We start from the raw sequence: 26913 nt of genomic DNA on the forward strand, positions 1-26913 counted from the left end.
CAAATAAATTGCCTTACCTTACAATAAGAACGAAAAGTATATTTTCGCAGATAGAGGCGCGGTTTTCATCAGTATCGTCTGGGAGGGTCCGTAAACCCGTTAAGCAGCCGAGAAAGGGTCTTCCGCCGAAGCCGGTTCTTGTTGCGGCAAGGCTGTGCTGGACGTTCCGGAGAATATCCCTGCGTCTGTCATCAGCAGAAATGCCGGTGGAGAGCTATTCTGTTTAGAAAGCTGTGGCCTGTCCACTCTTTCTATTATAGTATAGATCATACCGGTTTTTCAACCGGTATTTTTCTTTGTTTCCCCCAGTGTGGAAAAAAATCAATTTGTTAGTAAATCTTTTGGAAGGATTTGATGAAAATGAATCACTACAAGGTAGGCATTGTCGGTGCAACAGGCATGGTTGGACAGCGTTTTTCGCTTCTTTTGGAAAACCATCCTTGGTTTGAGGTAGTGGCACTCGCCGCTTCCGCACGCAACCGCGGTAAAACCTATGCCGAAGCCTGCGAAGGCCGTTGGAAGATGGCTGTTCCGATGCCGAAAAAGTACAGAGATATGGTTATGTACGACGCAACAGCCGATGCTGAGGAGATCGCGTCTAAAGTTGACTTCATTTTCTGTGCAGTAGATATGAAAAAGGACGAAATCCGTGCTTTAGAAGAAAAATATGCAAAGCTGGAATGCCCCGTTTGCTCCAACAATTCCGCAAATCGCATGACCCCCGATGTACCTATGATTATTCCCGAGATCAATGCCGATCACGCAAAAATCATCCCGGCACAGCGCAAGCGCCTTGGCACCAAACGCGGATTTATCGCCGTCAAATCCAACTGCTCTATTCAGAGCTATGTGCCGGCACTGTCTGCACTGCTGGACTTTGAACCAACTGAGGTTGCCGTTTGTACCTATCAGGCGATTTCTGGCGCCGGTAAGACCTTCGATACTTGGCCGGAAATGGTCGACAACGTCATTCCCTACATTGGTGGAGAAGAGGAAAAGAGCGAAAAAGAGCCGATGAAGGTTTGGGGCCACATTGAAGGCGACCATATCGAACCGGCTGTCTCCCCTGTCATTACCTCCCAGTGCCTGCGCGTTGCCTGCTCTGACGGCCATATGGCAGCAGCATTTGTGAAATTTAAGAATAAACCGTCTAAGGAAGAGATGATTGCACGTTGGCGCAGCTATAAGGGCCGCGCGCAGGAATTAGATCTTCCCTCAGCTCCCGAGCATTTCCTGACGTATTTTGAAGAAGATAACCGCCCGCAGACCAAGCTCGACCGCGATTTGGAAGGCGGTATGGGCATTTCGATCGGCCGTCTGCGCGAAGATGTTCTGTACGATTATAAGTTTGTCAGTCTGTCGCACAATACTCTGCGCGGCGCGGCCGGCGGTGCCGTCCTGATGGCGGAGTTACTGTGTGCCGAAGGCTATATGGACCGCTAAAGGAGGTAGCTTTTATGAAGAATCCTATTTTTACCGGCGCCGGTATTGCCATTATTACACCGTTCAAATCCACCGGTGAGGTAAACTATGAAGAGTTTGGCCGCATTATTGACTACCAAATTGCACACGGCACAGATGCAATTATTGTTTGCGGCACGACCGGAGAATCCTCTACCCTGCATGACAAAGAGCACCGTGAAGTTGTTGCATGGTGCTGTGAATATGTCAACCATCGTATTCCCGTAATTGCTGGTGTTGGTTCAAACGATACCAACTATGCAATTCAGCTGACAAAATTCGCCAAGGAATGCGGTGCAGACGGCGGCCTTTCGGTAACCCCATATTATAATAAAACCACTCAGCGCGGTCTGATTGCACACTATACCGCTATTGCAGATAGCTGTGATTTACCGATTATCCTGTATAATGTTCCCAGCCGTACCGGGGTGTGCTTTACCGCAGATACGCTGTATGAGTTATCCAAACACCCGAACATCAATGGTCTGAAGGCTGCGTCCGGCAACTTCAGTCTGATTGCCGCCGCTATGGCAAAGTGTGGTGACAACCTCAATGTATGGTCCGGCAACGACGATCAGATCGTACCGCTCATGGCTCTTGGCGGAAAGGGCGTTATCTCCGTACTCTCCAATGTTGCACCGCAGGAAACGCACGACTTGACGCAACTCTGCCTACAGAACCGTTATCCGGAGGCAGCAAAGATGCAGTTTGCCTATCATAATCTGATCGACGCACTGTTCTGTGAAGTGAATCCGATTCCGGTTAAGAAGGCAATGGAAATTCTCGGTTGGGATGTCGGCGCGCTGCGACTGCCGCTCGTTGAACCAACCGAAGAGCATATCGCGCTGATTCGTCAGGAACTGGCTGCTGCAGGCTGCAAAATCTGATCCTGTTTTCCCTAAAAGGAGTTTTAAAAAGATGTTAAAAATTGCACTTTCCGGCTGCAATGGCCGGATGGGCCGCGTCATTAGCGATATTGTAGCAAATAAAAAAGATATGGAAATCGTTGCCGGCTTTGATATCAACACGGAGAAGCATGCTGAGTTTCCGGTTTATGCCGATCCATTCGAGTTCCCGGGCAAATGCGATGTCATCATTGATTTTTCCAATGCTTCAAGCACAGAACATTTATTGGCCTATTGTGAGCAGCACAATACACCGATCGTTATCTGCACAACCGGACACTCATCGGAGCAACTTCAGAATATCCGAACAGCGTCTGCAAAGTTTCCGGTATTCCGTTCAGGTAATATGTCCATTGGTATCAACCTAATGATGGAACTGCTCCGCAAATCTGCATCAGTACTCGGCGAAAATTACGATGTGGAAATTATCGAGAAGCATCATAATCAAAAGCTGGATGCACCATCCGGCACAGCACTGATGCTGGCTGACGCAGTAGCGGAGGCGCTCCCTTACGATGCAGATTATGTCTACGATCGCCATGAGCGCCGCGCAAAGCGCCCGGCACATGAAATCGGTATTTCCGCTATCCGGGGCGGCACAATCGTTGGTGAGCACAGCGTTCTGTTCTGCGGACGTGACGAAATTATCGAAATCAAGCACACTGCACTCTCCCGCGAAGTGTTTGCGGTTGGCGCGGTGGATGCCGCTGCCTTTATGGCTAGCTGTAAACAACCTGGCATCTATGATATGAGCGATGTCATTGCATCTCATAGCAACTGACAAAACAAAGAAAAGGCTGCACTGCTAAAAGCAGTGCAGCCTTTTTTCATCTATTGCCTATTGTTCGCTGTCCTGTGGTTTTACCGTTGCCAATGGATTCTTGGCAGCTGCTTCCCGCAGACTGCTGTCTTCAATATGTGTGTAAATCATAGTAGTATTAACACTGGTATGCCCCAAAATATTTTGCAGCGTGCGAATATCTACGCCATTCTGATACATCAGCGTCGCAGCTGTATGCCGCAATTTATGCGCAGAATATTTCTGCGTGTCCAGTCCAGCCTCCTCCAAATGCTTTTTAACCAGCCATTTCACCGTCTGCACGTTGATGCGATTTCGATTTCTGCTAATAAACAAAGCATTTTTATCACGCTCATGCGGCGTAATCCGCTTCGGTAAATAACGTTCCAGCGCTAGCTTACAGGCATCATTGAGATAAACCGTGCGTTCTTTATTGCCCTTGCCCAGAACCCGCACTGTGTCTCCTTGAAAATCCGTTAAATTCAGTCCAACCAACTCAGAAACCCGTAAACCACAATTTAAAAATAGCGTGAGAATACAAAAATCGCGTTCTGCATACTCCCCTTGCACAGATTCCAATAGTCGGATACTGTCATCCGTGGTTAAATAAACCGGAAGCGTTTTGCGAATCGTCGGAGACTCCAAATTACTGACCGGATTATGCTCAAGTACATGCCGTTTATCTGTCAGATAACGAAAAAACGCACGAATCGCAGACACCTTACGTGCTCGGGATGTTCCACTCAGCCCATACTCAGTAAACGCACTGTTCTGCTGTGTAGGCCGTTCACCGGACATATACTCCAAATAATCGTAAGCGTCCGATAGCGTTACCTGCTCTAAAAAAGCAATATCGATATCTTCAATTAGAATTTGGTCGAGCGGCATGTCGTTCGGAACAAGTCCCTTATTGTGCTTCAGAACGCGAAAGAATAACCGCAAATCCAGATAATACTCATGTGCTGTTTTGGCTGACTTTCCTTGTATTGTCGAAATATAGGTCAAAAAATCCTTAAGTACACGCGGCGCATCCGCGGCATATTGCGACATTGGTTTTTCCATCGCGGTGCCTCCTTGGCCTTTTTACTCTTATGTATATTAATTATAGCCTATTGATTGCAAACCGTCAAACTTGCATTTTTCCTATGCAAGACGTATAATAAGTCCAATAAATCACCCTGAAAGAAGGTTTGCAAAATGGAACGGCTGCAAATTATCCAAGGCGATATCACGAAATGCCAAACCGATGCTATTGTAAACGCTGCAAACACGTCCTTGCTCGGTGGCGGCGGCGTAGATGGCGCAATTCATCGGGCCGCTGGACCGGAACTTCTGGCCGAATGCCGTAAGCTCGGTGGTTGTCCTACAGGCGAAGCAAAAGCCACAAAAGCATACCGTCTTCCCTGTCGTTATGTCATTCACACACCGGGCCCAATTTGGCATGGCGGTGCGGTAGACGAAGATCGGCTGTTGGCATCCTGCTACCGCAATTCTCTTGTGCAGGCCTCTACACTGGGCTGCAAAACCGTTGCATTCCCATCGATCAGCACCGGCGTTTATCATTTTCCATTGCATCGAGCAGCACACATCGCCATCGCTACCATACGCGAGTATCTGCAAACACATAACGAAATCGCCTGCGTAACCATGGTTTGTTTTGATACCACTACTTTGGCTGCATATCGACAGGCTCTTGAGGAAACGGAGCAACAGCATGGCTAAAAATCCGCATCAAAAGTTGAAACTTCTCTATTTATATCAAATCTTGCTGCAAAAAACCGATGAGAACCATAAACTCAGCATGGAAGATATTCTGCGTGCACTGGCGCGTTGCGGCATCGAAGCTGAACGTAAAAGTATCTATTCGGATATCGCAGCTCTGCAGGATTTTGGTCTGGATGTCATACTGCAGCGCGGTCCCGGAGGTGGGTACTATGTTGCCTCGCGTGATTTCGAACTGCCAGAACTGAAGTTGTTGGTAGATGCTATCCAGTGCTCCCGCTTTATCACGGAAAAAAAATCCGATGAGTTGATTCACAAAATTGAATCTCTTGCCAGTGAGCCGCAAGCACGTGTTTTGCAGCGCCAGGTCTATATTGCCGACCGCATCAAGACCATGAACGAGAGTATTTATTACAATATTGACACACTTCATGCTGCCATATCAGCCGGCGTGCAGATTACCTTTCAGTATTTTGAATGGGTGCTCAATTTCAGCGCGCAGGAGAGAATCCAGAAGCGCTATCGCCACGGGGGGACACGATATCAGGTCAGTCCTTGGGCATTGACCTGGGATGACGAAAACTATTACATGATTGCCTATGAACCGGTATCAGATTCTATCCGCCATTACCGTGTAGACAAAATGGAGCACATCGCATTGACCGATCAACCACGCAAAGGTCATCGCCTTTTCCACGACCACTTCAATCCAGCAGATTATTCCCGAAAAATTTTTGGTATGTTCTCGGGTGAAGAAAAAATCGTTCGTCTGCGATGTGAAAACCGCTTTATCGGCGTGCTGCGTGACCGATTTGGCGCAGAGCTCATGGTGCAGCCCTTGGAGGATGGATATTTCGCAGTCAATGTCACGGTTGCGGTCAGTCCACAATTTTTCTCATGGGTATTCGGTTTGGGCGGCGGCGTGCAAATCATGGAACCGCAAGATGTGCGTCAGCAGTTCCAGCAACAGCTAAAACAGCTTCTTAATGATATGCTCCCTTTTAAGTAGACAGTGAAAAACAGGACACCTTGCTGTAGAATACAGCTAAGGAGATGTTGAACATGAAGAACGGTGCAGCTTATTCTCATGAGCAGAAGATAGCAATCATTCAGGAACACACAGAGCATCATAGGACACTGAAGGAAATCTGCGAGGAGTATGGCATCAGCAAATCCTACCTGTGCTATTTGCTCAAGCAGTATCGGGAAAACGGCAAGAAAGGAATCGCTGCCACCAAATACTACTCGAAAGAATTCAAACTCAGTCTGGTAAAGCGACACTATGACCATTGCTGAACTGGTGAAAGAAACTGGGATCCAGTATCGAATGATCAAGGAATGGCTAAGTCGGTATGCAAAAGAAGGGTATGCAGGACTCACTACACGCAAGCGTGGAAGGCCAAAGACTGTGGAACCTAAAACGGATGCAGACCGCATCCATCAGTTGAAAATGGAAAACGAGGTTCTGCGTTCTTTTCTGAACGAATGCGAGAGGCGGGATGCAAAGAGATAAGATTCAGAGTGATCTATCGTTTTCGAGACAGATACCCAGTACAGGCCCTATGTGAATTATTGGGCGTATCCCGGAGTGGGTACTACAAGTGGCTGTCCCGCCAAGGACAACCGGACAGAGATGAACCGATTGCCAAGCTGATCATGCAGTGTCAGGAAAAAACACATAAAACTTATGGCTATCGTCGGGTAAAGCTCTGGCTTTTGCGGGAAACCGGCCTTGTTATCAACTATAAAGCTGTATTGCGCATTACCAGAAAATATGGTTTGCAGGCTATGCCTAAGAGGAAGCGTTTCAGACATTATGATTTGAACACGTATCATCATTATGAAAATCTACTTCACCGGGATTTTCACGCATCCAGGCCAAACGAGAAGTGGGTGACGGACATTTCCTATATTCCGACAGGAGAGGGATTCTTATACCTGTCTGTCATCAAGGATTTGTATGATAAATTCATTGTGGGGTATCGCTATGCAACTCAAATGCCGGCAAAGTTGGTTCTTGATACGATCCGGGATGCAGCCCGCAATTCGCATTACAGTGGAAGTCTAATCTTGCACAGTGATAACGGTTTTCAATATTCATCTATACCCTACTATAACGTGACAAAGGCTTATGGGATTACTCCTTCTATGTCTGCAATTGGCTGTCCGTACGACAATGCCTGCGCAGAAAGCTTTTTCAGCTTACTGAGGAATGAGTGCATTTACCGAGCCAAACCCCAGACCATTCAAGCTGCAGCCGAACTGGTAGACGAGTACATCTATTTTTATAACCATGATCGTATACAGCTTGCTACAAAAATGACCCCTATGGAGATGCGTTTAAGCGCAGCAGCATAGCTGGTGTCCTAAATTTCTGTCTACTTGACAGGGAGCAGCACATGATTAAGTCCGTTTTATAGTACTTTTCCTTTGGTATACTATGAACATCAAAGGAAAGGAGAACCGCAAATGAACTGCTCGATGGAATATGTAAATGGACATATTGAGGTATATGATGAAAACGGCGAGTTTCTGTTTTCCGCCGATAATAAGCAGGAAGCGCTCAGTGAACTTGCCGCTGCCGCATGAAACAAATATACAGCAGGGCTGTGGGATTTCCCACAGCCCTGCTCTCTTATGCTTTAAATACCCGATCGGCGAAGTGAACGGTTGCCATTGCATCGCGTGCATAACAATCTGCGCCAATGGAATCTGCATATTCCTGCGTCATCACGGCGCCGCCAACTACAATTTTTGTATCCGGCTTTTCTGCACGAAGCAACCGAATGGTCTGCTCCATGCTGACAACAGTAGTCGTCATCAATGCGCTCAACCCTACCAGTTGAATGTTCTCCTGTTTTGCTGTATGTACGATCAACGCCGGATCGACATCTTTTCCGAGGTCAATCACTTGATAACCGTAGTTTTCCAGCAGCACCTTCACAATATTCTTGCCGATATCATGGATATCTCCCTTTACCGTTGCAAGAATAATCTTTCCGCGAGTCTGCTGCGGCGCACCACGCATCGCGTCTTTGACTACCTCAAATGCGGCTTTGGCAGCCTCTGCACTCATCAATAACTGAGGGAGAAAAATCGTTCCTTTTTCGAAGCCCTTGCCAACACGATCCAGCGCCGGTATCAGTTCGGTATTAACAATTTCCAACGGTTCGGTTTGCCCGAGCGCCTCGCGAGTCGCCTGCGCAGCGCGTTCGCTCAGTCCGCGCTCAATGCTTTCGCCCAGCGTCATATCTACGCCGGATGATATACTTTGCGGCATTGCCGCAGGCTGATTGCCATAAGCTGCAATATACTCGCTGCATTGTGCATCCTGATTGGTCAGCGCAAGAAATGCACGATAGGAACGCATCATGGCTTCTGCGTTGGGATTGATAATTGCGCATGACAACCCGTTTTGCAACGCCATGGTAAAGAAATTGGCATTGATAATCTCTCTCTGTGGTAACCCGAAAGAAATATTGGATACACCTAAAATGGTATGCCCGCCCAACTCATCTCGTATCCGTCGTAAAGTTTCCAGCGTGACAAGCGCCGACCTGCTGTCTGACGAAATCGTCATTGCAAGCCCATCAATTACAATATCATCACGCGAAATGCCGTATGCTGCCGCTGTTTCATAAATTTTTCGGGCGATTTGCACGCGACCTTCCGCTGTGTCAGGAATCCCGTTCTCATCCAGCGCCAGCCCTACAACCACGCCGCCGTATTTTTGTACCAGCGGAAATACGGCTCGCATGCTCTCCATTTTTCCGCTGACTGAATTAATCATTGGTTTGCCGTTATACAACCGCATCCCACGCTCCATTGCTTCTGTATTGGAGGTATCGATTTGCAACGGGAGTGCCAACACACTTTGCAGGCGAGACACAACAGACTCCATCATCTTCGGCTCGTCAATCTCAGGAAGACCGACATTTACGTCCAGAATATGTGCACCGCTATCCTCCTGTGTGAGACCTTCAGCCAAAATATATTCAATGTTATTATCGCGCAGGGCTGCTTTGAATTTGCTCTTGCCCGTCGGATTAATCCGTTCTCCGATGATCACCGGTTTTTTCCCGATCTCTACTGCCTGTGAAAAGGATGAAACAACCGAACGATGCTTCTGAACAACCGGCATCATGGGTTTGTTTTTACAGTTCTCAATCATGCTGCGAATATGATCCGGCGTCGTACCGCAGCAGCCGCCTAACACATGTACACCCATATCCGCAATTTCTGCCATAAGCTGTGCAAATGTATCCGCGTCAATATCAAAAACGGTTTTCCCGTTCTCACTGCGCGGCAAGCCGGCGTTCGGATTGACAATAATCGGAAGCGAACTGACCTGCACTAAACGCTGCACGATCGGCTTCATCTGTTCCGGTCCCAATCCACAGTTGACGCCTAGCGCATCCACACGCAGCCCCTCCAGCATCGCTACCACCGAGTCCACTGTGCCGCCGGTCAGCATCTTCCCTTTTTCATCAAAGATCATCGTAGCGAACACTGGAAGGTCGCAGTTCTCCTTGGCTGCTAAAACAGCGGCTTTCGCCTCATAGCTGTCGCTCATGGTCTCAATCAGAACCAGATCCGCCCCAGCTGCCGCACCAATACGAACCACTTCACCGAACAGTTCAACCGCACGCTCAAATGGCAGATCTCCCATCGGCTGAAGGAGGCGGCCGGTCGGTCCAATATCCAGCGCAATGAAAGCGTCACTCCGACCAGACAATGCCCGCGCTTTTTTTGCGTGCATAACAGCTGCTTCCACAATCTCCCGCAGATTATCCGGATATTTCAGCGCATTGGCGCCAAAGGTGTTGGTATTGATAATATCACTTCCGGCCTCCAAATAGCCGCAGTGCAACGCCACAATCTCCTCGGGATGCGTCAGATTCCATGTTTCCGGTAATTCTCCCGCTGCAAGACCATGTTCTTGCAAAATCGTGCCGGTACCGCCGTCGAAAAACAGCCATTCCCGGCCCAGCTTTTCCTTTATACTCATCTTTATCTCCTAAATGCACAATCGGTTTTTTCGCATTCCTCACAGCCTTTTCGATGACAGGGCTGCGGTGAATTGGACAGACCAATGACTGCCGTTACAGACTTAATCGGGACGAGCAAGCAGCTCTCGGTAACAGTTAAGCCTATTTTTCTAGGCGTATCCAGCAGACGACTGAAGTCCCTTTGATGCTCAATTTGAAAATCACCATATCCGGGACTGAATCGGGGACGACAGTACAATCCAACACGCTCCGCTTCCTGACGCAATGTATCGTTTACCTCGTCGCAATAGGACTCGATCATGGCCGCCGCAACCGCCTGATAAATTACCGCATCACTCATCCGAACTGCGCTGGCACGAGAAATCAAACGGTCCACACCAATTCCCAGCGTTGCCGCCATCAAATAAACACTGGTACAGCCTTTGAGCGTACGGGATAGGTTTTTGCTGCGAATAAATATATCCGCTAATTTAAGTGTTCCTTCCACCGGATGCATTAACGGAAAAGCCTGAAAAACCGATTTGGGCGCCACCACATTCTGCAATTCCTCTGCGCATCGATCAAGGCTCTGCTGCACAGCCTCATCCGGCTGCACATTATTGCGATATCCTAAGTATCGCAGTGCTTCACTGCGTTCAAATTCAATCATTTAAGTATCTCCGACAGGCTGGCCTGAATACCAGCGGCGACTTCCGGCTTGTTCATCGAGTAGACATGAATGTGATTGACACCATTTGCAATCAGATCGATAATCTGCTCGGTTGCGTAAATGACACCGGCCTGCTTCATCGCCTCCGGATTCTCACCGAAGCGATCAACGATCGCCTTAAAGCGCTCAGGCAGATAGGTTCCCGACATCGAAGTGATACGCTTAATCTGCTTGACATTGGTTACCGGCATGATTCCTGCAATGACCGGCACGGTAATCCCTTTTTCACGAATGCGATACAGGAAATTATACAGAATATTGTTGTCGAAGAACATTTGTGTAGTTAGAAATTCGCATCCAGCATCCACTTTCTCCTTCAAATGCAAAATATCTTCTGTTTTATTGGCTGCTTCCACATGTCCTTCGGGATAACATGCGCCGCCAACGCAAAAGTCTCCCTGCGATTTGATATCCCGCACCAACTCTGCAGCATAATGATAATCATTTTCCGGTGCTCCACCTGTCGGGATATCACCGCGCAGCGCCAACACATTTTCAATGCCCTGCTGCTTGAATTTTTCCAGCATGGCGGATACATGCTGCCGCGTAGAGGAGACACACGTTAAATGTGTAAGTACATTCACGCCGTATTGCGCATGAAGATCTGCCGCAATCTGCACCGTATGTTCACTGGTACCACCGCCGGCACCGTAAGTAACGCTCATAAAATCCGGATGCAGCGCTGCAATTTCCTGCGTTGCGCGTGCAACCGATTCATAGCTGCTGCTGGTCTTTGGCGGGAATACTTCAAACGATAGCGTGACTCTATCTTGCTTTAAAATATCTGAAATCTTCATAGCGCATATCTCCTGTATTGCTTTTTCAAATAGTATATCACAAATCCTACCTTTATTTCCATACTTAAATACGCTATAATAAATTTGATCGGAGGGATAAAATTGACGGGTCTGCTGAAAAACTGTAAGCTATGTCCTCGGGCATGCGGTGCGGATCGTACACGCACACGCGGCTTATGCGGTGCAAACGATCGAATCGAAGCTGCACGCGCCAGTTTGCACCTATGGGAAGAACCGCCAATTTCCGGAAAGCACGGTTCCGGCACTGTGTTTTTTTCACACTGCTCACTCGGATGTGTGTTCTGCCAAAACCGTCAGATCAGTCGGCGGGACGGTTTTGGAAAGCCACTCTCCTCCGAAGAGCTGGCACAAACCTTTCTGTCCCTAGAGAAGCAGGGCGCGCACAACATCAATCTCGTGACCGGTGCGCATTATGTTCCGCAAATCATCCAAGCGTTATCGCTTGCCCGCAGCAGCGGGCTACATCTCCCCGTCGTATATAATTCCAGCGGATATGAATGTTTGGAAACCCTGCGTTTACTGGAAGGGTATGTAGATATCTATTTGCCTGACTATAAATATTACAGCAGCTATTACGCTTCCCGCTATTCTCATACCGAAGATTATCGGGAGATTGCCGTTGCGGCCATCACTGAAATGATTCGTCAAACAGGCGCTCCACAGTTTGACGATAATGGGCTATTGACCCGAGGAACGATTATTCGGCATCTGATGCTGCCGGGTCTCGCCAGTGACACTGCACAGGTACTACGCGATATTGCCACCCGTTTTGGAGATATTGCATTGGTGAGTCTAATGCGTCAATATACTCCATTTGACATGCAGGATTGGCCAGAATTAAACCGAACTATTACGGACAATGAATACGTAGATGCTTGTGAATTGTTTCTTTCTCTGGGGCTGGGTGGTTTCTTCCAGCATTCAGAATCTATTAGTAAAAGTTTTATCCCCGCATTTGATGGGTTTGGATTGGAGGACTGTAAATCATGAAAACCGTTCTTTCGATTGCCGGAACCGATCCGACCGGCGGCGCAGGAATTCAAGCAGATCTGAAAACGATTGAAGCGCATGGTCTTTTCGGAATGAGCGTAATAACTGTTGTGATTGCCCAGAACACTACCGGAGTTTTTGGAATGCAGCCGATTTCCGCTTCTTTAGTTGAGAAGCAGATTGACTGTGTGTTTAACGATATACGTCCGGATGCAGTCAAGTTGGGCATGCTGTATGATACGGAAATCATTCACGCAACCGCAAAACGACTACAGGCACATCATGCGCAGAACATCGTTCTTGATCCGGTCATGATGTCCTCCAGTGGACATGATCTACTCCGACCAGATGCCGCCAAAGCTCTTATTGAGGAAATATTCCCACTTTGCACACTTATTACACCCAATTTAGCGGAAGCGGCAGCTCTTTCCGGCTCTTATATCTCAACAAAAGCGCAGATGGAACAGGCTGCGAAGCAAATTGCAGCAAAAACAGGCAGTGCGGTACTTGTCAAAGGTGGCCATTTATCAGATTGTGCAGATGACCTATTATTCACTGAAGAGCAAATGCATTGGCTCCCGGCTACCCGTATTAACAATCCAAACACCCATGGCACAGGCTGTACACTCTCATCTGCTATCGCATGCGGACTGGCGCAAGGTATCTCACTGACCGGCAGCGTTAAACGTGCAAAGCGTTATCTGACCGCTTGTATTCAATATGGTCTTGATTTGGGACACGGATCCGGGCCATTACAGCACAAAGTAAAATGGGAATAATATTCATATATCAATCAAAAACGCGCTATAAAAAAGTCCGGCTAACGCCGGACTTTTTCGCTATATCTTTTTATCCAAAAGTCTGTGACCGCACCGTTTGGAGCATGGATATCCGCACTCACAATATGCGCTAGTATGACGCCGCAGAACTATTTCGTTCTGCGGCGTCTTTTCAGCTGTCCTTAGGAGGCAAGAATCATGCGAATCTTACCGCCATCTTCAGCAGACTTGTTCGCATACAGTCGGAAGGAAGTATAGTTGGACCTTGCATTCTGCAAAGACACAAACTCATTCCGCGCAGAAATGTACACGCCAATATTGCTTGCCAGTGCATAATAACCATCTTTCGTTTTTACACCGGACGAACCATCAAATGCCGCAAGATCAACCGTATCTATCAATTCCAGCTTCTGCGTTGCAAACGTATGATTTACAATATTTTCGTTCGTGGAGTAACCCTTCGGAATGCCAACAGGAGCGCCACTCAATGCCCCAGGCAACGACAGAACTCGATAAGTTGCTTCAGCACTGCCAGAACCATCCCAATATTTCAGTCTGACAAAATTTGTTTCTGATTCACCATTTGCACGGTTTTCACCATAGGCAATACCATACATCCAACTCTCGCCCGTTACATCACCAAGAACAATATTGGTCACCGTTCCGGCGCTATCTGTAACTGTATAACGAATTTGACTGGAATCCACTGTTGCTGACAGGATATCTGAAGTCTTAATCGCGTTTAGCGGTGCCCCGGTCAATACTTCCTCATACACCCTAACTTTAGAAGAAACCGTATGATCTCCCAGCTTACCATCAGCAATCGACCATGCACCAGATACTTTGCCGCTGAGCGTTTTAACACTCAAGGATGCCTTGCCATCAGAGGATTGCCCAACCACAACTACACGACCAAGCATGCCGCTTATTTCATCAGCATTGACAGCAATATCTTGTAATGTGAGGCCATTAAACAGCGCAACAGTTGCCGTAGCATTATCTTTAACATTTGTAACAACGCCTTGCATATCCGCACTTACATCACGCTTCGGATAGGCCGCCACGACATTTCCTTCCGTATCAAACAGAAGCGTAATATAATCTTTGAGCTTAATGTTCGCAAAGGTCGCCGCTGCACGATCTGAAATCGAATAGTTTTTGCCGTACATGGTAACCGTCTGTGGATAGCTAAACGTAGGTGTTCCGCTTAAGTATTGGCCACTGATTTTCACATCTGAAACAAGCGCTTGCTTGTTCGCTGCATCCAGTGTAATCACATCGTATTTTTTCAATTTGGTACGATCCACTACAGTACCGTTTTTAACAATTTGATATCCATCCGGGATATTCACAGAAGTAGCAACGCCATAGACAAACGAGTTACCACCAGATGCGGATACACGGGGCAGAACCGCCATCAATTCCAGAGAACCATACTCGTTATAATAGCAGTTCAAAATATCCCCTGCTTGGATGGTAGACCACATTTCTGCAAATGTTCCCAGTTTTCTTCCTTCTCTGGACACATATACATTGATGTCTCGATTGGGTTGCAAAGTCTGAAGCTCTGTTTGAATACCATCGGCCGATACATCCGTTACCGTATACGTTTCCACCTTATTGTTATTGGGAATTATTCCTACAGCAGCCTTTTCGCCTTCTTTACTGATTACGATCGTGCCGCATACACCAATCATGCTCTTGTCTAAGGTTCCTGCGGTTTTTCTCGGCGTTTCACTCACCGCTCCGCCTTCATAGAAAACAGCCTCATTTGCCGCAAGTGAACTGTCTGTATCATTGGTTTCCAGCAATATACTGTCCTTGATCGTTGCAGAAGCAACGCGCTCCAGCAGCAAGCCACCGTCATTTCCTTTTACCTCTGCTCCCAAGGTGTTAAGCAGCATGATCGCTGCATCCGATCGCTTCACTGATGCTTTATCATCTGACAATGACACGCCTTTGGTCAGTCCAAGCGATTGCGCACGCGCAATATAATCGTCAGGCCAAAACGGTCCTACATCGGCTTCTTTGTAGCCAAGAATGCGCAGCAACATCGTGCACACTTCACCATAAGTTACAATTTTATCCGGTCCAAACGTACCATCCGCATATCCACGGATGATCGCCTGCTCCTTTAGATCCGGATGCCGAACCGCAGCATTGATATACTGTGCAGCCCAGTGTGTTTTTTTCACATCCGGAAAAATTGTATAACTGCCATAGGCGCTGACATCCGAAAAGCCCATTGCAGTTACTGCCAGCTTGCAGAACTGAGCACGTGTCAGCGAACTGTCCGGATCAAAACGATTATTCCCTACGCCCTGCATAATGCCAAGCGCATCAAGGACTGAAGCTGTCTGCGCCAGTTTACCGTCGGAAATATCAGTAAATGCAGCAGACACAGGAGAAAAAACAAATAAAACAACCAAAAGAATGCTTATAATTTTTCTTTTCAAGATCGCTCACCTCGCTTTATTGCGTACGCAGCGCGTCAACCGGCTGCAAATTGGAAGCCTTATTCGCAGGATAAAGTCCGAAAATGATACCTATCAACGCAGAAAACAAAAACGCACCGAGGATCAATCCAAACGACGGCAAAACCGTAAACTGCTCTATAGTCGGCATGTAACTGCTTGACATCTGCTGCATCAATAACAGATTGCCCAAAATAGCGGACAAAAAGCATCCCAGCACAATACCAATAATGCCGCCAAAGCACGATACAACCGCTGCTTCTACCAAAAATTGTCCAATAATATCGCGCTTTCGTGCGCCAATTGCCATACGAATACCAATTTCCCGTGTACGTTCCGTCACAGAAACCAGCATAATGTTCATGATACCAATGCCGCCTACCAGCAGAGAAATACCGGCAATACCGCCGCCAAGCAGCGCAAACATATTCGCCGAAGCCTCGGACTGTTCCTGCCATTGGCTGTTTGAATATGCGCTGAAATATCCTCCGTTGGACTCGCAACGGCTCTGCATAAAGCCGGGCAACAGCGTATCGGTCAATTCGGAGATATCATCCTTACTTGCCGCCTTGATAACATACTGCTTATCCGACATACCGCTCATGCTCATCATGCTGTTCTGCAATGTATAAGGAAAAACGATCAACTGGTCTTCCGTGTTCAGTTTTCCTTCATACTTTCCGGCATAGACGCCGACCACTTCAAAGCTTTTTCCGCCGATTCTCAGTTTCTGCCCCAGCGGGCTCATCGCACCGAAAAAATACTTTTGTAGCGTTTCACCAATGACGCAGACACGCGCCCTACTATCGCAATCGTCTTTGGAAAGATCGCGTCCAATGGAGATGCTGTGACTTGTAACTTCGCCATAATCCTGATTGCCGAAATACATATAGGTCATACCATTTTCATTGGTCAGTTTTTGACGACGATATTGGATACCATCGCTCTGCCAATCATAATATTGGCTTTGCGGCGACCATGCAGCAACTTTATCTGCAAGCTCTGTATCCAGATACTCCTCAAAATCCTGCCAGTCCCTGCTCTTGGCTCCAGAGCCATATACATCAATGCGGTTCACACCCATCGCCTCATATTGCAGACGCTGTAATTTGGTACCGCCTTGGATATAGGCAACAATCGCAATAACCGAAGCTACGCCGATAATGATACCGAGCATAGTCAAAATGGAGCGGACCTTGTTATTCATGATGGACTTAAATGCCATTCGAACGGTTTGAAGCCAATTCATACATCCAATCCTCCTTTCGAGGGAGCATCGGAAATGATATGGCCATCTTGAATTGTGACAATCCGCTTTGCCATTTGTGCCAGATGATTATCATGTGTAATTAGGATAATCGATGTTCCCTGCGCATTCAATGTGGAAAGCTGACGCATGATTTCCAGACCCGATGCAGAATCCAGATTACCTGTCGGCTCGTCAGCCATGATGATAGGGGGATTTGCCGCAACCGCACGTGCGATGGCAACGCGCTGTTGCTGACCGCCAGACATTTCTCCCGGCCGATGATCCATTCGCTTTTCCAGTCCAACCGAAATCAGTGCATCAGTAGCCAATTGTCTGCGTTCTTCTCTGCTCATACCGCGATAAATCAGGGGTAATTCAACGTTTTCCAAAGCAGTAAGTGCTGGAATCAAATTAAAACCCTGAAAGATGAAACCGATTTCCCGGTTTCGAATGCCGGAAAGCACGGATGGTTTCATATCGCTGACCGCTTGACCATTTAAATAATATGTACCATAGGTCGGAATATCCAAGCACCCCAAAATATTCATCAAGGTGGATTTTCCTGAGCCTGATTGTCCCAAGATACAGAGGAATTCTCCCCATTTCACCTCTAACGAAATATTATCCAAAGCGCGGACTTCATTTTCCCGACCTTCATTATAAATTTTACTCATTTGCCGGACATCGATTAACAGATCGGTTGCTCCCGCTCCCTGCTCTGCAACATCCGACCGAGGCGCTTTTTTCCAAAACATAGCGCCCTCCTTACCCAACGGCCATAACAGCGCCGCCGGACTCCATATTCATGTCGGCATACATATCCTGCGGTCCTGCAAGGAACACCGTAGTTCCCTCGTCAATGCCCCAAAGGATTTCCGTATTGGTGGAGTCCGCAATACCGACCTCTACCGGCACCAGTACAAAGCCTTCCGGTATACCCTCTGTTCCCTCCGGAATCGGCAAAGTTTCGCTGAAAGGAATTTCTTCACCATTTTCATCAGTAAGAGGTTTGGCAAAAACCGCGGTGCCGCTGTCTGTATTCACAATGGCACGCGACGGTACCATAAGACAATCCATGGACGATGCCGTTGTGATTTTATAGTCCACCATCATACCGCTGTAAATGGACTGTCCCTCAATAGGGTCAATTGCAATAACGGCACGGAAAGTCGGCATACTGCCCTGTCCACCGCCACTGCTATCCTGTGTCGGTTCCAGTGCGACAGAATCCACTGTACCGGTTAACGTTAACTGAGAACCATCATAATTATACATGCTCATGGTAGCCGATTGACCAGGCTGTACAGCACCTACATCCGTTGACAGAATATCGGCATTGACAACAATATCATTAAGATCTGCCACTACTACCAAAGCATCCGTGCCACTTATATCTTGATCCGCTACCGCATTGACACTGACCACAACACCATCAATGGGAGATTCAATTGTTGCATTTTCAATCAGCTTTTTCAACTCAGTAATCCGGTCCTGCTTGTCCTTGACCAGCTTCTGTGCTGTAGTAACACCGTTTTTCGCTGTAGTAACACCGTTTTGCGCATTCTTCACTTCATCCTGCGCCGAATCACTGGTCAGACGCATAATTGTGGCACCACTGCTATAACTGTAATAATCAATTCCGTTGACTGCACTGATCTCACCGCTGACTTGCGCAGTGACAGCTTCTTCACGACTATACTCCAGCGTACCGGATTCCGCAGGATATACCGTTCCCGCATTGCCGGCAGAAATCGTTGCCGTAGCCACCATGCCTTTGGTCAAGGTTCCCGGATTCTGCATAGAAACCACAACACGGAACATTTTAACGCCGTCTGTAGAAATTTTTTCAGATTTTTCTACAGAAGAAACCGTGCCGGAAATTTCACTCATCGCAGAAGGAATAGAGACAGTAGCAGACTGTCCACTTTGAATATCATTCATATATGCAGAGCTAAAGTACAGCGAAAGAGTCATCTTGCTGTCGTCCACCATATGACCGATAACTTCCCCTTCGCTGATCTGCTGACCAACACGATAAGTTGTCGTATTCCCTTCAGAATCCGACACGGGGATAATTTTACCGGTAAACGGCGCGGTAACATTTAATTTGCTCAGCTTCTTCTGCGCTGCGTTTAATGTATTTTGAGCCTGTGTCACCTCAGACTGCGCAGTGGTGACCGAACGTTGGGCCTCCGCCAATTCATTTTGTGCGGTTTCTAATTCCTGACGGGTTTCCGTCGGATTAACCACAACCAGTTTATCGCCCTTCTTGACCTCATCGCCCACTTCAACCAGAACGTCGGTTACCTTGCCTTTCAAATCTCGGCCAAGCTCCTCACGTTTTTTTGCTGCCGTGACGCCGCTGCCCTCAATATAAGTTTCCAACATGCCACGGGTAGCCTCAGCTGTTGTTTCCCCTTGCAATTCAGTACCTGTATTGCGGGTTTTCCATACCAGAAAGATACCGGCAGCAAGCAACAAAACAATCACCGCTATACCGATGCCGATCCGTACACCCTTGCTGAGACGACTTTTCTTTTTATTCATCTTGTCAGCATATTTATTGCGCTTTGGTACGGTTAAGTTTTCTCCTTCCGCCTTGTTCTCTGTTGCAGCGGCCGCTGCCTTACCACCTGGTTTGGCAACATGCGCACCACCTTTTGAAACCGACTGAGACTTCTGCTTATTTTCTTCGCTCATAACAGTGTTCCTTTCTTTTCTCTATCCTAAATTGTACATATGGAAATTTTGCACAGAGATCCTATCCAACATCAGCCCTTTTATGTAATCATTTATGATTCCATAAAGCATTTGAAAAAAGAATACACCTTTTCCGGCAATTCCTCCAATGCACCGTCATTGATGAAGATGCCATCATATGTATAATTCGTGACACCATCATCCGAGCGATTTCCCAGAGTACCACGGGCCTGTTCCAGCGCCGGTCTTTGCACCAAAACAGTCTTACAGTCCCCACTGACCGCTTCGCGGAAGCGTATAATTGCTTCCGGCTCCCGAATGTGAACAAATAGAATTTCTGCATCACTTTGCATGAAATTCTGATATTGCTCCATACAATACCGGAATGGCAGATCATTAAATTCTGTGCATACTTCCTTGAGCTGGGACAAAAATCGCCTTGCTTCCGGCGTTTTGGTCCCATCCCATCCTGCTGAACGTGCTACTTGAAGAATCGGAGTGATCGAGGATATGTTTTTCACCTTCCAAAAGGCAGCTGCCATTTCGCAAATCGTATCCTTTCCGACTCCGCCGCTGCCATTTATCACAAAAACATGCTGATGCATCACGCCGTTCCTCCAACGCACATTTTAACTAATATAGTTTATCATAAGATATAACACGTTGCAAGCAGTGGAATATAGAATCAAATGAAAAACAGCCCACCTGTATTCGGCGGGCTGCAATTGAATCACTTTTCTGTTTTGGGTTCTGTGATAACTTCTTTAAATGAAGTGGCCAGACCAGCAAGTGCTTGAATTTCGCTGGGAATAATAATTTTTGTTGATTTCCCATCTGCTGCGGCGCTGAATGCTTCCAGCGATTTTAACTTAATAACCTGTTCGGACGGTGCGGCGTCGTTCAGCATGGCAATGGAGTCTGCCAGTGCTTTTTGCACGGTCAACAATGCTTCCGCTTCGCCTTCTGCCTCCTTTATCTTTGCCAAACGATTGGCTTCCGCAGCAAGAACCGTTGCTTCCTTTTCGCCTTCCGCAACTAGAATCGCAGACTGCTTCTTACCTTCTGCAACCAGAATGGATTCACGACGCTCACGCTCTGCCTTCATCTGCTTTTCCATCGATTCCTGAATCGCAGCCGGCGGAATGATATTTTTCAGCTCCACGCGATTTACCTTGATACCCCATGCATCCGTCGCTTCATCCAAAATAGCACGCATTTTGGTATTGATGATATCGCGGCTGGTCAGCGTCTGGTCCAGCTCCAGATCGCCGATAATGTTTCGGAGGGTTGTGGCTGTCAGGTTCTCAATGGCAGCCATCGGGCTTTCGATACCGTACGTGAATAATTTGGGGTCAGTAATCTGAAAATATACGACCGTATCAATCTGCATCGTGACATTATCTTTCGTGATAACCGGCTGCGGTGGAAAGTCCACTACCTGCTCTTTCAAAGTTACCCTCCGGGCAACCCGTTCAAAAAGCGGTACTTTGATGTGCAGACCGGTATTCCATGTGCACTTATAGGTTCCCAAGCGTTCTACAATATATGCCTTTGCCTGCGGAACAATTACAATATTACTTGCTAAGAAAGCAATCAACAAAATCGCCAGAATAATCCAAAGTCCATAAATTAAATACGGCATACTATTCTCCTTTACTCTACAGAATCTTATCCTACCTTTTGCACCATAGCTTTTACACCACGGATTGCAACAACTTTTACTGCCACTCCTTCCGCAATGACAGAATCATCGATACTGCGCGCTGTCCAAATTGAGCCCAAGATTTTAACTGCACCAGTTTCGTGAACATTGTCAATCTGTTCTGTTACAATTGCTGTTTCACCGATGATACGATCTGCATTAGTAGGCTCATTTTTTGTTTTTAAAAATTTTCGACAAAACGGACGAACCAATGCAAGTAATGCCGCGGAAAACAAAACAAAAATAACCAGTTGAGAGGAGACTTCCAACGAGAGGCTGGCTGCAATCAATGCAGCAACGCCGCCAACAGCAAACCATATGGCAGATAAATCCAATGTAAAAGCTTCTACAGCAACGCATATGATGATGACAGCCATCCAAATATAAAGGCTGTTAATTCCAAACAGCATCTATTGATCCCTCCTTTGAAAACAGTATAGCATGAACCTGTGAAATTGTACAGTAAAACCATTATTGCCAGACAAACTCTACGCGATTCTTATCGAGAGTTCTCCCACCATGACACTACGCACCGTATCAGGCCAGCTATAATATTTGTAATCCACACATCTTCCTTTCTCATATTTGCTCCGTACAATATGGCCTTAGACACTTTACGCCATTACCGGAATGGTAAAAATCCCGTCGTATCAGACCAATAATATTGAACTATAAATCACAAAACGGTGAATCCCCAAATGGAAATTCACCGTCCTGCGTTATGCTGTTTTTATGGCATTATCAAAAAATTACTACAGAGTCTGGTTTTCAAAGTATCTGTCCCACCGTCAAAACTTATAGCGAATAACGTCTTGATATTCCTGATACAGCTTTTGATTCAATTCATCGCCGCCATCCAGATTTGCACTGTAAAATATCGGAGGCTTTTTCATTCCCGAATCCACCAGTTTTTGGGCTAGCTCCGCTACAATTGAGTTGAGCATTGTTGCACCAATTACAGTTGATGTGGGTGAAACCTTCTGATCTATGCCACTGATTTCCACGCAAGCATCCCCGACATCACCGTGATTATCCAGTATGATGTCTGCCAGTTCGAATAGTCGCTTACCGGAAGCGTGGCGAGATGAAACCGATTTGGAGTAGGCAAGATTTGTAACAGCAATTACATAAGCTCCCTTTTCCTTCGCTTCTGCAGCAATTTCTATCGCCACAGGATTGCGTCCGGATACAGAGTGTGCAATCAGTACATCACCCGGCCGAAAATCCGCCTTGTTTTGTGCAAGAGCTTTCCCATAGCCGTGGCAGCGTTCCATCTCACTGGTCAGGGTTATCGGGCTGGAATCCAGCATAAGCTCTCTCCCGAAAATAGGGTTGAAGAGCATGAGTCCACCAGCACGATAATACAGTTCCTCGCTTAAGATACCGGCATGGCTGGCACCAAAAGTATAAATGGTAGATTTGTGTTGAATGCAGTCGAAAAGCATATCAACGGCCTTATGCATATTTGCGGCTTCTTCCGTTTCAATGATTTTTAGAAGCTCGTAGATACGCTTTATGTATTTAGAACCCATCGTATAGCAACCTTTCGTTTACGCTCATATCGTGGATAAGACAGGCTTAGGCAATTAGGCGTGCAACCAGGCCTTCGATCATTCCCCACAGAGAGAAGTCCTGTCCGCCATATACCAGCATCCACTGTTGAATGGTATTGTTGAAGAAGTATGCACCGAAGCCTACCAGGAATACCATGATAATACCGGAAACCGCCGCACCAATAACACATCCACGTATACCACCAGTGGCATTACCTACAATGGCAGCACATCCGATTTCAAAGAAGCAGGTAGACACCAGAGGAATAACAACGGTTGGGAACATACCCGCAGTGAGCAGAATGGTAATGATGGACGAAACCATGGCAACCAGGAATCCGATGACCAGTGCATTGGGCGCATACGGGAAAATAACAGGAACATCGAGAGCTGGAATTGCATTGGGTACAAATTTGTCAGCAATGCCTTTGAATGCAGGGACAATCTCTGCAATCAACATACGCACGCCCTGAAGCATAATGGTGATACCAACACCGAAGTAAATAGCATGGGTGAAAATATATGTAAAGATACCGGTAGTACCATCCGCATATCCCCATACCTGTGCAGGATCATAACCATTAGCCACCAGAAGGCCATACATGACGATATATGTAACAGCAATGGCAAAGGAACCGGTGATAGAGATTTCTCTCAAAAATCCGAGAGATGCAGGAATCTTAAGATCTTCGGTAGAGTGATCCTTATTTCCAACTACCTTACCGAGGAGACCGGAAATAACGGACAAGCAGGTGGTGGGGTGGCCAATCGTGAACGAATCATCCCCGGTCACCGCTTTGACGAAGGGCCGCATGAGGTTGGGCGAAACCACCATGTATACAGCTGTGAATACAGCAGCCAGAATAATCAGCTTGCCACCAGTGAGCCCGGCATCCACACCAGCCGCAATAAATACATACGGGAACCAGTACAGCATGTGTCCGGTCAGGAATACTGATTTCCAACGTGTAAAACGAGCCACCAGCAGATTGATCGCAAATGCTACAATCATAACAATGCCGATTTCAGTACCGTACAGCGTGCCAATGTCCACTGTTTTGGATTCTACTGCTTGTGGCATGATGGTATTAAAAGCGGTAGAGATTCCGTCGATGGAACTGCCCGTGATAAGACCTGTGCCGGTAGAAAGGATAAAGAAACCAACTGCAGTCATCACGGTTCCTCGGATGATCTCAGAAAAAGATTTCTTTTGCAGGATTAGTCCAATGCATGCAATCAGGGCAATAAAGATAGCGCCTTGGCCAAAAATCTCATTGATAATAAAATTCAAGACTCCCATAATGTCCTTCCTTCCCCATTCAACTATTCAAGTGTCTGGAAATACGCGAGTGTCTTTTCTTCAACTTCTTTTTTATCCATGAAGTTGTTGAAAACAACAACGGGTACCTTGGCGCGTCCTTCAATTCGCTGCGCAAGCTCTTTAGAAATGAAGATAACATCGCAGTCATTGGCGCAGCAGGTTGCCACATCTCCGCAGAACGCTTCGATTTCAACATTGTTTTTCTTGGCGATGGCTTCCACGTTCATGCGCAGCATGAGAGAAGAGCCGCAGCCGTAGCCGCATACGGCTTGAATTTTAGGTTTTTTCATGTAGTTTACCTCCCTTTGTTCTACAGTTAGTCTATTCCTGAAATAAAGAATACAGTTCTTCTTTATTTTTACAGGCTGCAATTTTTTCAACACTGTCGCTGCCCATCAGTGTTTCGGCAATTCCTTGAAGTCGGTCAATGTGAGAAGTGTGATCGGTGCATGCCAAACACATAACCACTGAAACAGGCCCGTTTTCGCTGCCAAAATCAATAGGATTGACAAAAGTGGCAATAGAAATATCCGAATGGAGCACAGAGGCTCCCGGCGAGGCATGCGCCAGAGCAAAACCAGGCATTAAAACAATGTAGGGGCCAAATTTCTCGACGCTTTGAATCATTTGCTGAACATACTCCTCCGTGATAGAGTGGCATTTGACAAGAGGCGCCGCCGAAGTACGTATCGCTTCTTGCCAGTTGGAGGCTGTTTGTCCGATTAGGATGTTATCTAAAGATATGTTGGCTGACATAGGTTTCTCCTTCCGCATTGCGTTAATCATGTAATTCTAAAATATCTTGAATTGTAATGTGTGTCTCTTTCAATTGTCGCAGATTATGCTCTTTTCCCAAGATGTATGCGAGATTAATCAATTCGCTGTCTTCTTTGCGGTTTTTAATTCCCAACACTACCACTGCACATACCCGTTTTCTATCGAAGTTTCCGAAAATGACTGGTCTTTTCAAAAGAAGCAGCGCAGCACAGTTTCTTCGTATTCCATCATTTACCCCTGCGTGAACATAGGCAATTTCAGGAGTAAGAACCATATAAGTACCATAATTATTTACAGCGTTTATCATCTCATCAACATATCGCTGCTCAATGTCTCCGCGTTCTAATAAAGGCGCGGATGCAATTCTGATAGCCTCATTCCATGAATTACATCTATCAAGAATTTGTATGTTTTCGGGCAGAATATAGTTGCCGATGCAATGTCTATCCATTTGAGAGGAATAAGACTTGAGAAAAGTGGAACACATAAGAGAGTAGGAATCATGATACAATTTCTGCCGTATTCGTTCCAAGTCTTTTTCAGGCAGCAACGGGTCTACCACAATTACAGGAAGACGTTCGTGAGAATAGTCATTGGCCGATATGATTAAATCAATTTTGTTGGTTTGTAAATATTTTTCTACTGCATCCAAAGAACATGGCCCCCATACATTGCAGTCGGGAAATGCCTGCTCAAGTCGGAGTTTTAATACTGCGCTTGCAGCCAGTCCATAAGAACAGACAATCAATACATCTAAGGATACATTTGTTTTGATGCTTGTCTCATAAATAGAGGTCAAGTACATGGCGATATACGCGATCTCGCTTTCATCAAAGGCAATTCCATACTTGTCCTTTATTTTGCACATTTCTTCTGAGGTAAACTCAAACATCAGAGAAACCGATAATTTGATTTCGTTCAATAATTCATTGTGTATGTGAATTTGGTTACGGGTACGGTAAATTGCTGCTCTGAGGTGAACCGTGAGTCCATCAATCATCTCTCGAAGGGCATCTTGCTCAATGGGATGCACCTTGGCAAGCGATGAAATCAATTCCTGAGAAATCATTTGGGCTTCATCGGGAATGCTTGCGGCCGATGTAGACTGACTGGTTCTTTCAGACTGAATCAGGGAACAAATAAAATATTGTTCAGACTGAGGGACGAAATATTTAGCAATCACTTTTTTGAGTTCAGAGTCGTCTTTGTATACCCAGTCCGTTCTCAGCGAATGTCCGCTGTGAATACGACTTAAGGTATAAGAAAGAATAAGTTGAACGCGGTTATAGTCGATAAATTGTATTTTCTTCAATTCCTGAATCTCATTGATGATTTGAGAAGCGGTATGAAGATGGGGCTGAAGAGATGCATGTTCTGAAAAAATCTTATAGATTTCTTCTTTGCACAACTGCATGCCCAGCAGCTCCAAAAACTGAAACCGAATACACTTTTCCTCACCCCGGAGCTGCAGCCCCTTGCCCGGAACCTTTTCAATCGTAAGAGTATGCTTGCTCAGTCTTTGCTCCAATGACTCAAACTGATTGATAACAGTTTGTCTGCTGACAAGGCAGACATCTGCTAATTCCTGAAACGTTGTTGTCTCATTAAGAAGCAGCAGAGCAATAGATAGATTTTCCCGTTCTTTTTTACCATAGAATCTGGTGTCGGCAGTTTGCAGGAGTTTGCTCAGCGTCTGCCTTTCTCGAGAAGGGCAATCAAGGAAAATACCCTTGCCTGGCTTTCGTGTCAGAGAGAGATTGGCCTGCTTTAGAAAAATTCCGATGGCTGATAAATCATTTCTGCAAGTGCGGTCACTCATGGAAAATTTTGTGGCAATATCACTTATGGTGATATAATCGGTTTGCTTAATCAGGTGCTCTATGATCTCTTTTTGTCTTTTTGAAACAGTAATCATAGTGTATCTCCTTTTCTTAATTATCTACAA

Annotated in this window: 26 protein-coding genes and 1 riboswitch; of the genes, 10 read left to right on the top strand and 16 right to left on the bottom strand. The window is 46.5% G+C overall.

Annotated features, from left to right (window positions below; all coding sequences use genetic code 11):
* Window positions 1-43: 43 nt before the first annotated feature.
* A riboswitch (Lysine riboswitch) is annotated at window positions 44-225 on the top strand.
* A 135-nt stretch (window positions 226-360) separates the two neighbouring features.
* The 3 genes from asd to dapB are packed head-to-tail and all read left to right on the top strand — an operon-like array spanning window position 361 to window position 3147.
* Window positions 361-1443 carry an aspartate-semialdehyde dehydrogenase gene (asd, locus tag ACESSO_RS00090; RefSeq protein WP_373162909.1) on the top strand — a complete coding sequence of 361 codons (1083 nt, stop codon included), beginning with the start codon at window positions 361-363 and terminating at the stop codon, window positions 1441-1443.
* A 14-nt stretch (window positions 1444-1457) separates the two neighbouring features.
* Window positions 1458-2348, top strand: coding sequence for a 4-hydroxy-tetrahydrodipicolinate synthase (gene dapA / locus ACESSO_RS00095; protein ID WP_373162910.1), 891 nt, complete (start codon window positions 1458-1460; stop codon window positions 2346-2348).
* Window positions 2349-2379: 31 nt separating this feature from the next.
* The gene (dapB, locus tag ACESSO_RS00100) at window positions 2380-3147 is read left to right on the top strand and encodes a 4-hydroxy-tetrahydrodipicolinate reductase (RefSeq protein ID WP_373162912.1); all 768 of its coding nucleotides are present in this window, start codon (window positions 2380-2382) and stop codon (window positions 3145-3147) included.
* 57 nt (window positions 3148-3204) lie between these two features.
* Here dapB and ACESSO_RS00105 read toward each other — a convergent pair whose 3' ends face one another.
* Window positions 3205-4227: a tyrosine recombinase XerC gene (locus ACESSO_RS00105; RefSeq protein WP_373162914.1), complete on the bottom strand. Its 1023-nt coding sequence runs from the start codon at window positions 4225-4227 to the stop codon at window positions 3205-3207.
* Between the two features lie 135 nt (window positions 4228-4362).
* Here ACESSO_RS00105 and ACESSO_RS00110 point away from each other — a divergent pair, with 135 nt between their 5' ends.
* From ACESSO_RS00110 to ACESSO_RS00130, 5 genes are read left to right on the top strand one after another with little or no spacing between them, the layout of a single operon-like run.
* Window positions 4363-4887: an O-acetyl-ADP-ribose deacetylase gene (locus tag ACESSO_RS00110; RefSeq protein ID WP_373162916.1), complete on the top strand. Its 525-nt coding sequence runs from the start codon at window positions 4363-4365 to the stop codon at window positions 4885-4887.
* The gene (locus ACESSO_RS00115) at window positions 4880-5896 is read left to right on the top strand and encodes a helix-turn-helix transcriptional regulator (protein WP_373162918.1); all 1017 of its coding nucleotides are present in this window, start codon (window positions 4880-4882) and stop codon (window positions 5894-5896) included. Before ACESSO_RS00110 ends, ACESSO_RS00115 begins: the two co-directional genes overlap by 8 nt.
* A gap of 53 nt (window positions 5897-5949) precedes the next feature.
* On the top strand, window positions 5950-6183 hold the full coding sequence (locus ACESSO_RS00120; RefSeq protein WP_373162920.1) for a transposase: 234 nt from the start codon (window positions 5950-5952) through the stop codon (window positions 6181-6183).
* A complete protein-coding gene (locus ACESSO_RS00125) occupies window positions 6170-6400 on the top strand; it encodes a helix-turn-helix domain-containing protein (RefSeq protein WP_373162922.1) in 231 nt (76 codons plus the stop codon). The genes ACESSO_RS00120 and ACESSO_RS00125 overlap by 14 nt, the downstream gene beginning before the upstream one ends.
* Window positions 6373-7245, top strand: a complete 873-nt coding sequence (locus ACESSO_RS00130) for an IS3 family transposase (protein ID WP_373162923.1) — start codon at window positions 6373-6375, stop codon at window positions 7243-7245. The genes ACESSO_RS00125 and ACESSO_RS00130 overlap by 28 nt, the downstream gene beginning before the upstream one ends.
* A 277-nt stretch (window positions 7246-7522) precedes the next feature.
* Here ACESSO_RS00130 and ACESSO_RS00135 read toward each other — a convergent pair whose 3' ends face one another.
* Genes ACESSO_RS00135 through metF form a run of 3 tightly spaced genes read right to left on the bottom strand, consistent with a single transcriptional unit; the run spans window position 7523 to window position 11402 of the window.
* Window positions 7523-9895, bottom strand: coding sequence for a homocysteine S-methyltransferase family protein (locus ACESSO_RS00135; protein ID WP_373162924.1), 2373 nt, complete (start codon window positions 9893-9895; stop codon window positions 7523-7525).
* Between the two features lie 2 nt (window positions 9896-9897).
* Complete coding sequence (locus ACESSO_RS00140) at window positions 9898-10545, bottom strand: Vitamin B12 dependent methionine synthase activation subunit (protein ID WP_373162926.1); 648 nt, start codon at window positions 10543-10545, stop codon at window positions 9898-9900.
* A complete protein-coding gene (gene metF, locus ACESSO_RS00145; RefSeq protein WP_373162927.1) occupies window positions 10542-11402 on the bottom strand; it encodes a methylenetetrahydrofolate reductase [NAD(P)H] in 861 nt (286 codons plus the stop codon). Before metF ends, ACESSO_RS00140 begins: the two co-directional genes overlap by 4 nt.
* Before the next feature lie 102 nt (window positions 11403-11504).
* Here metF and ACESSO_RS00150 point away from each other — a divergent pair, with 102 nt between their 5' ends.
* Window positions 11505-12413: a radical SAM protein gene (locus ACESSO_RS00150; RefSeq protein WP_373162928.1), complete on the top strand. Its 909-nt coding sequence runs from the start codon at window positions 11505-11507 to the stop codon at window positions 12411-12413.
* A complete protein-coding gene (thiD, locus tag ACESSO_RS00155) occupies window positions 12410-13192 on the top strand; it encodes a bifunctional hydroxymethylpyrimidine kinase/phosphomethylpyrimidine kinase (protein ID WP_373162929.1) in 783 nt (260 codons plus the stop codon). Before ACESSO_RS00150 ends, thiD begins: the two co-directional genes overlap by 4 nt.
* Window positions 13193-13374: 182 nt before the next feature.
* Here thiD and ACESSO_RS00160 read toward each other — a convergent pair whose 3' ends face one another.
* The 12 genes from ACESSO_RS00160 to ACESSO_RS00215 all read right to left on the bottom strand — a co-directional run bounded on the left by ACESSO_RS00160 (window position 13375) and on the right by ACESSO_RS00215 (window position 26883).
* On the bottom strand, window positions 13375-15648 hold the full coding sequence (locus ACESSO_RS00160; RefSeq protein ID WP_373162930.1) for an S-layer homology domain-containing protein: 2274 nt from the start codon (window positions 15646-15648) through the stop codon (window positions 13375-13377).
* A gap of 16 nt (window positions 15649-15664) precedes the next feature.
* A complete protein-coding gene (locus tag ACESSO_RS00165) occupies window positions 15665-16915 on the bottom strand; it encodes an ABC transporter permease (RefSeq protein ID WP_373162931.1) in 1251 nt (416 codons plus the stop codon).
* Complete coding sequence (locus tag ACESSO_RS00170; RefSeq protein WP_373162932.1) at window positions 16912-17670, bottom strand: ABC transporter ATP-binding protein; 759 nt, start codon at window positions 17668-17670, stop codon at window positions 16912-16914. The genes ACESSO_RS00165 and ACESSO_RS00170 overlap by 4 nt, the downstream gene beginning before the upstream one ends.
* 10 nt (window positions 17671-17680) lie before the next feature.
* A complete protein-coding gene (locus tag ACESSO_RS00175) occupies window positions 17681-19615 on the bottom strand; it encodes an HlyD family efflux transporter periplasmic adaptor subunit (RefSeq protein WP_373162933.1) in 1935 nt (644 codons plus the stop codon).
* A gap of 92 nt (window positions 19616-19707) precedes the next feature.
* The gene (locus ACESSO_RS00180) at window positions 19708-20220 is read right to left on the bottom strand and encodes a hypothetical protein (protein ID WP_373162935.1); all 513 of its coding nucleotides are present in this window, start codon (window positions 20218-20220) and stop codon (window positions 19708-19710) included.
* Between the two features lie 125 nt (window positions 20221-20345).
* Window positions 20346-21257 (bottom strand): SPFH domain-containing protein, encoded by a 912-nt coding sequence (locus tag ACESSO_RS00185; protein ID WP_373162936.1) that lies wholly within the window; start codon window positions 21255-21257, stop codon window positions 20346-20348.
* A 26-nt stretch (window positions 21258-21283) separates the two neighbouring features.
* The gene (locus tag ACESSO_RS00190) at window positions 21284-21727 is read right to left on the bottom strand and encodes an NfeD family protein (RefSeq protein ID WP_373162938.1); all 444 of its coding nucleotides are present in this window, start codon (window positions 21725-21727) and stop codon (window positions 21284-21286) included.
* Window positions 21728-22105: 378 nt separating this feature from the next.
* Window positions 22106-22849 (bottom strand): sugar isomerase domain-containing protein, encoded by a 744-nt coding sequence (locus ACESSO_RS00195; protein ID WP_373162940.1) that lies wholly within the window; start codon window positions 22847-22849, stop codon window positions 22106-22108.
* A gap of 46 nt (window positions 22850-22895) precedes the next feature.
* Entirely contained in the window at window positions 22896-24170 is a 1275-nt protein-coding gene (locus ACESSO_RS00200) for a PTS ascorbate transporter subunit IIC (RefSeq protein WP_373162942.1), read from the bottom strand.
* Between the two features lie 23 nt (window positions 24171-24193).
* Window positions 24194-24481 carry a PTS sugar transporter subunit IIB gene (locus ACESSO_RS00205; protein WP_373162944.1) on the bottom strand — a complete coding sequence of 96 codons (288 nt, stop codon included), beginning with the start codon at window positions 24479-24481 and terminating at the stop codon, window positions 24194-24196.
* A gap of 31 nt (window positions 24482-24512) precedes the next feature.
* Window positions 24513-24947, bottom strand: a complete 435-nt coding sequence (locus ACESSO_RS00210; protein ID WP_373162946.1) for a PTS sugar transporter subunit IIA — start codon at window positions 24945-24947, stop codon at window positions 24513-24515.
* A gap of 22 nt (window positions 24948-24969) precedes the next feature.
* Window positions 24970-26883, bottom strand: coding sequence for a transcription antiterminator (locus ACESSO_RS00215; RefSeq protein WP_373162948.1), 1914 nt, complete (start codon window positions 26881-26883; stop codon window positions 24970-24972).
* Window positions 26884-26913: the final 30 nt, after the last annotated feature.

Origin of the sequence: Agathobaculum sp. Marseille-P7918 (assembly GCF_964248325.1) — a bacterium.
Classification (GTDB): Bacteria; Bacillota; Clostridia; order Oscillospirales; family Butyricicoccaceae; genus Agathobaculum.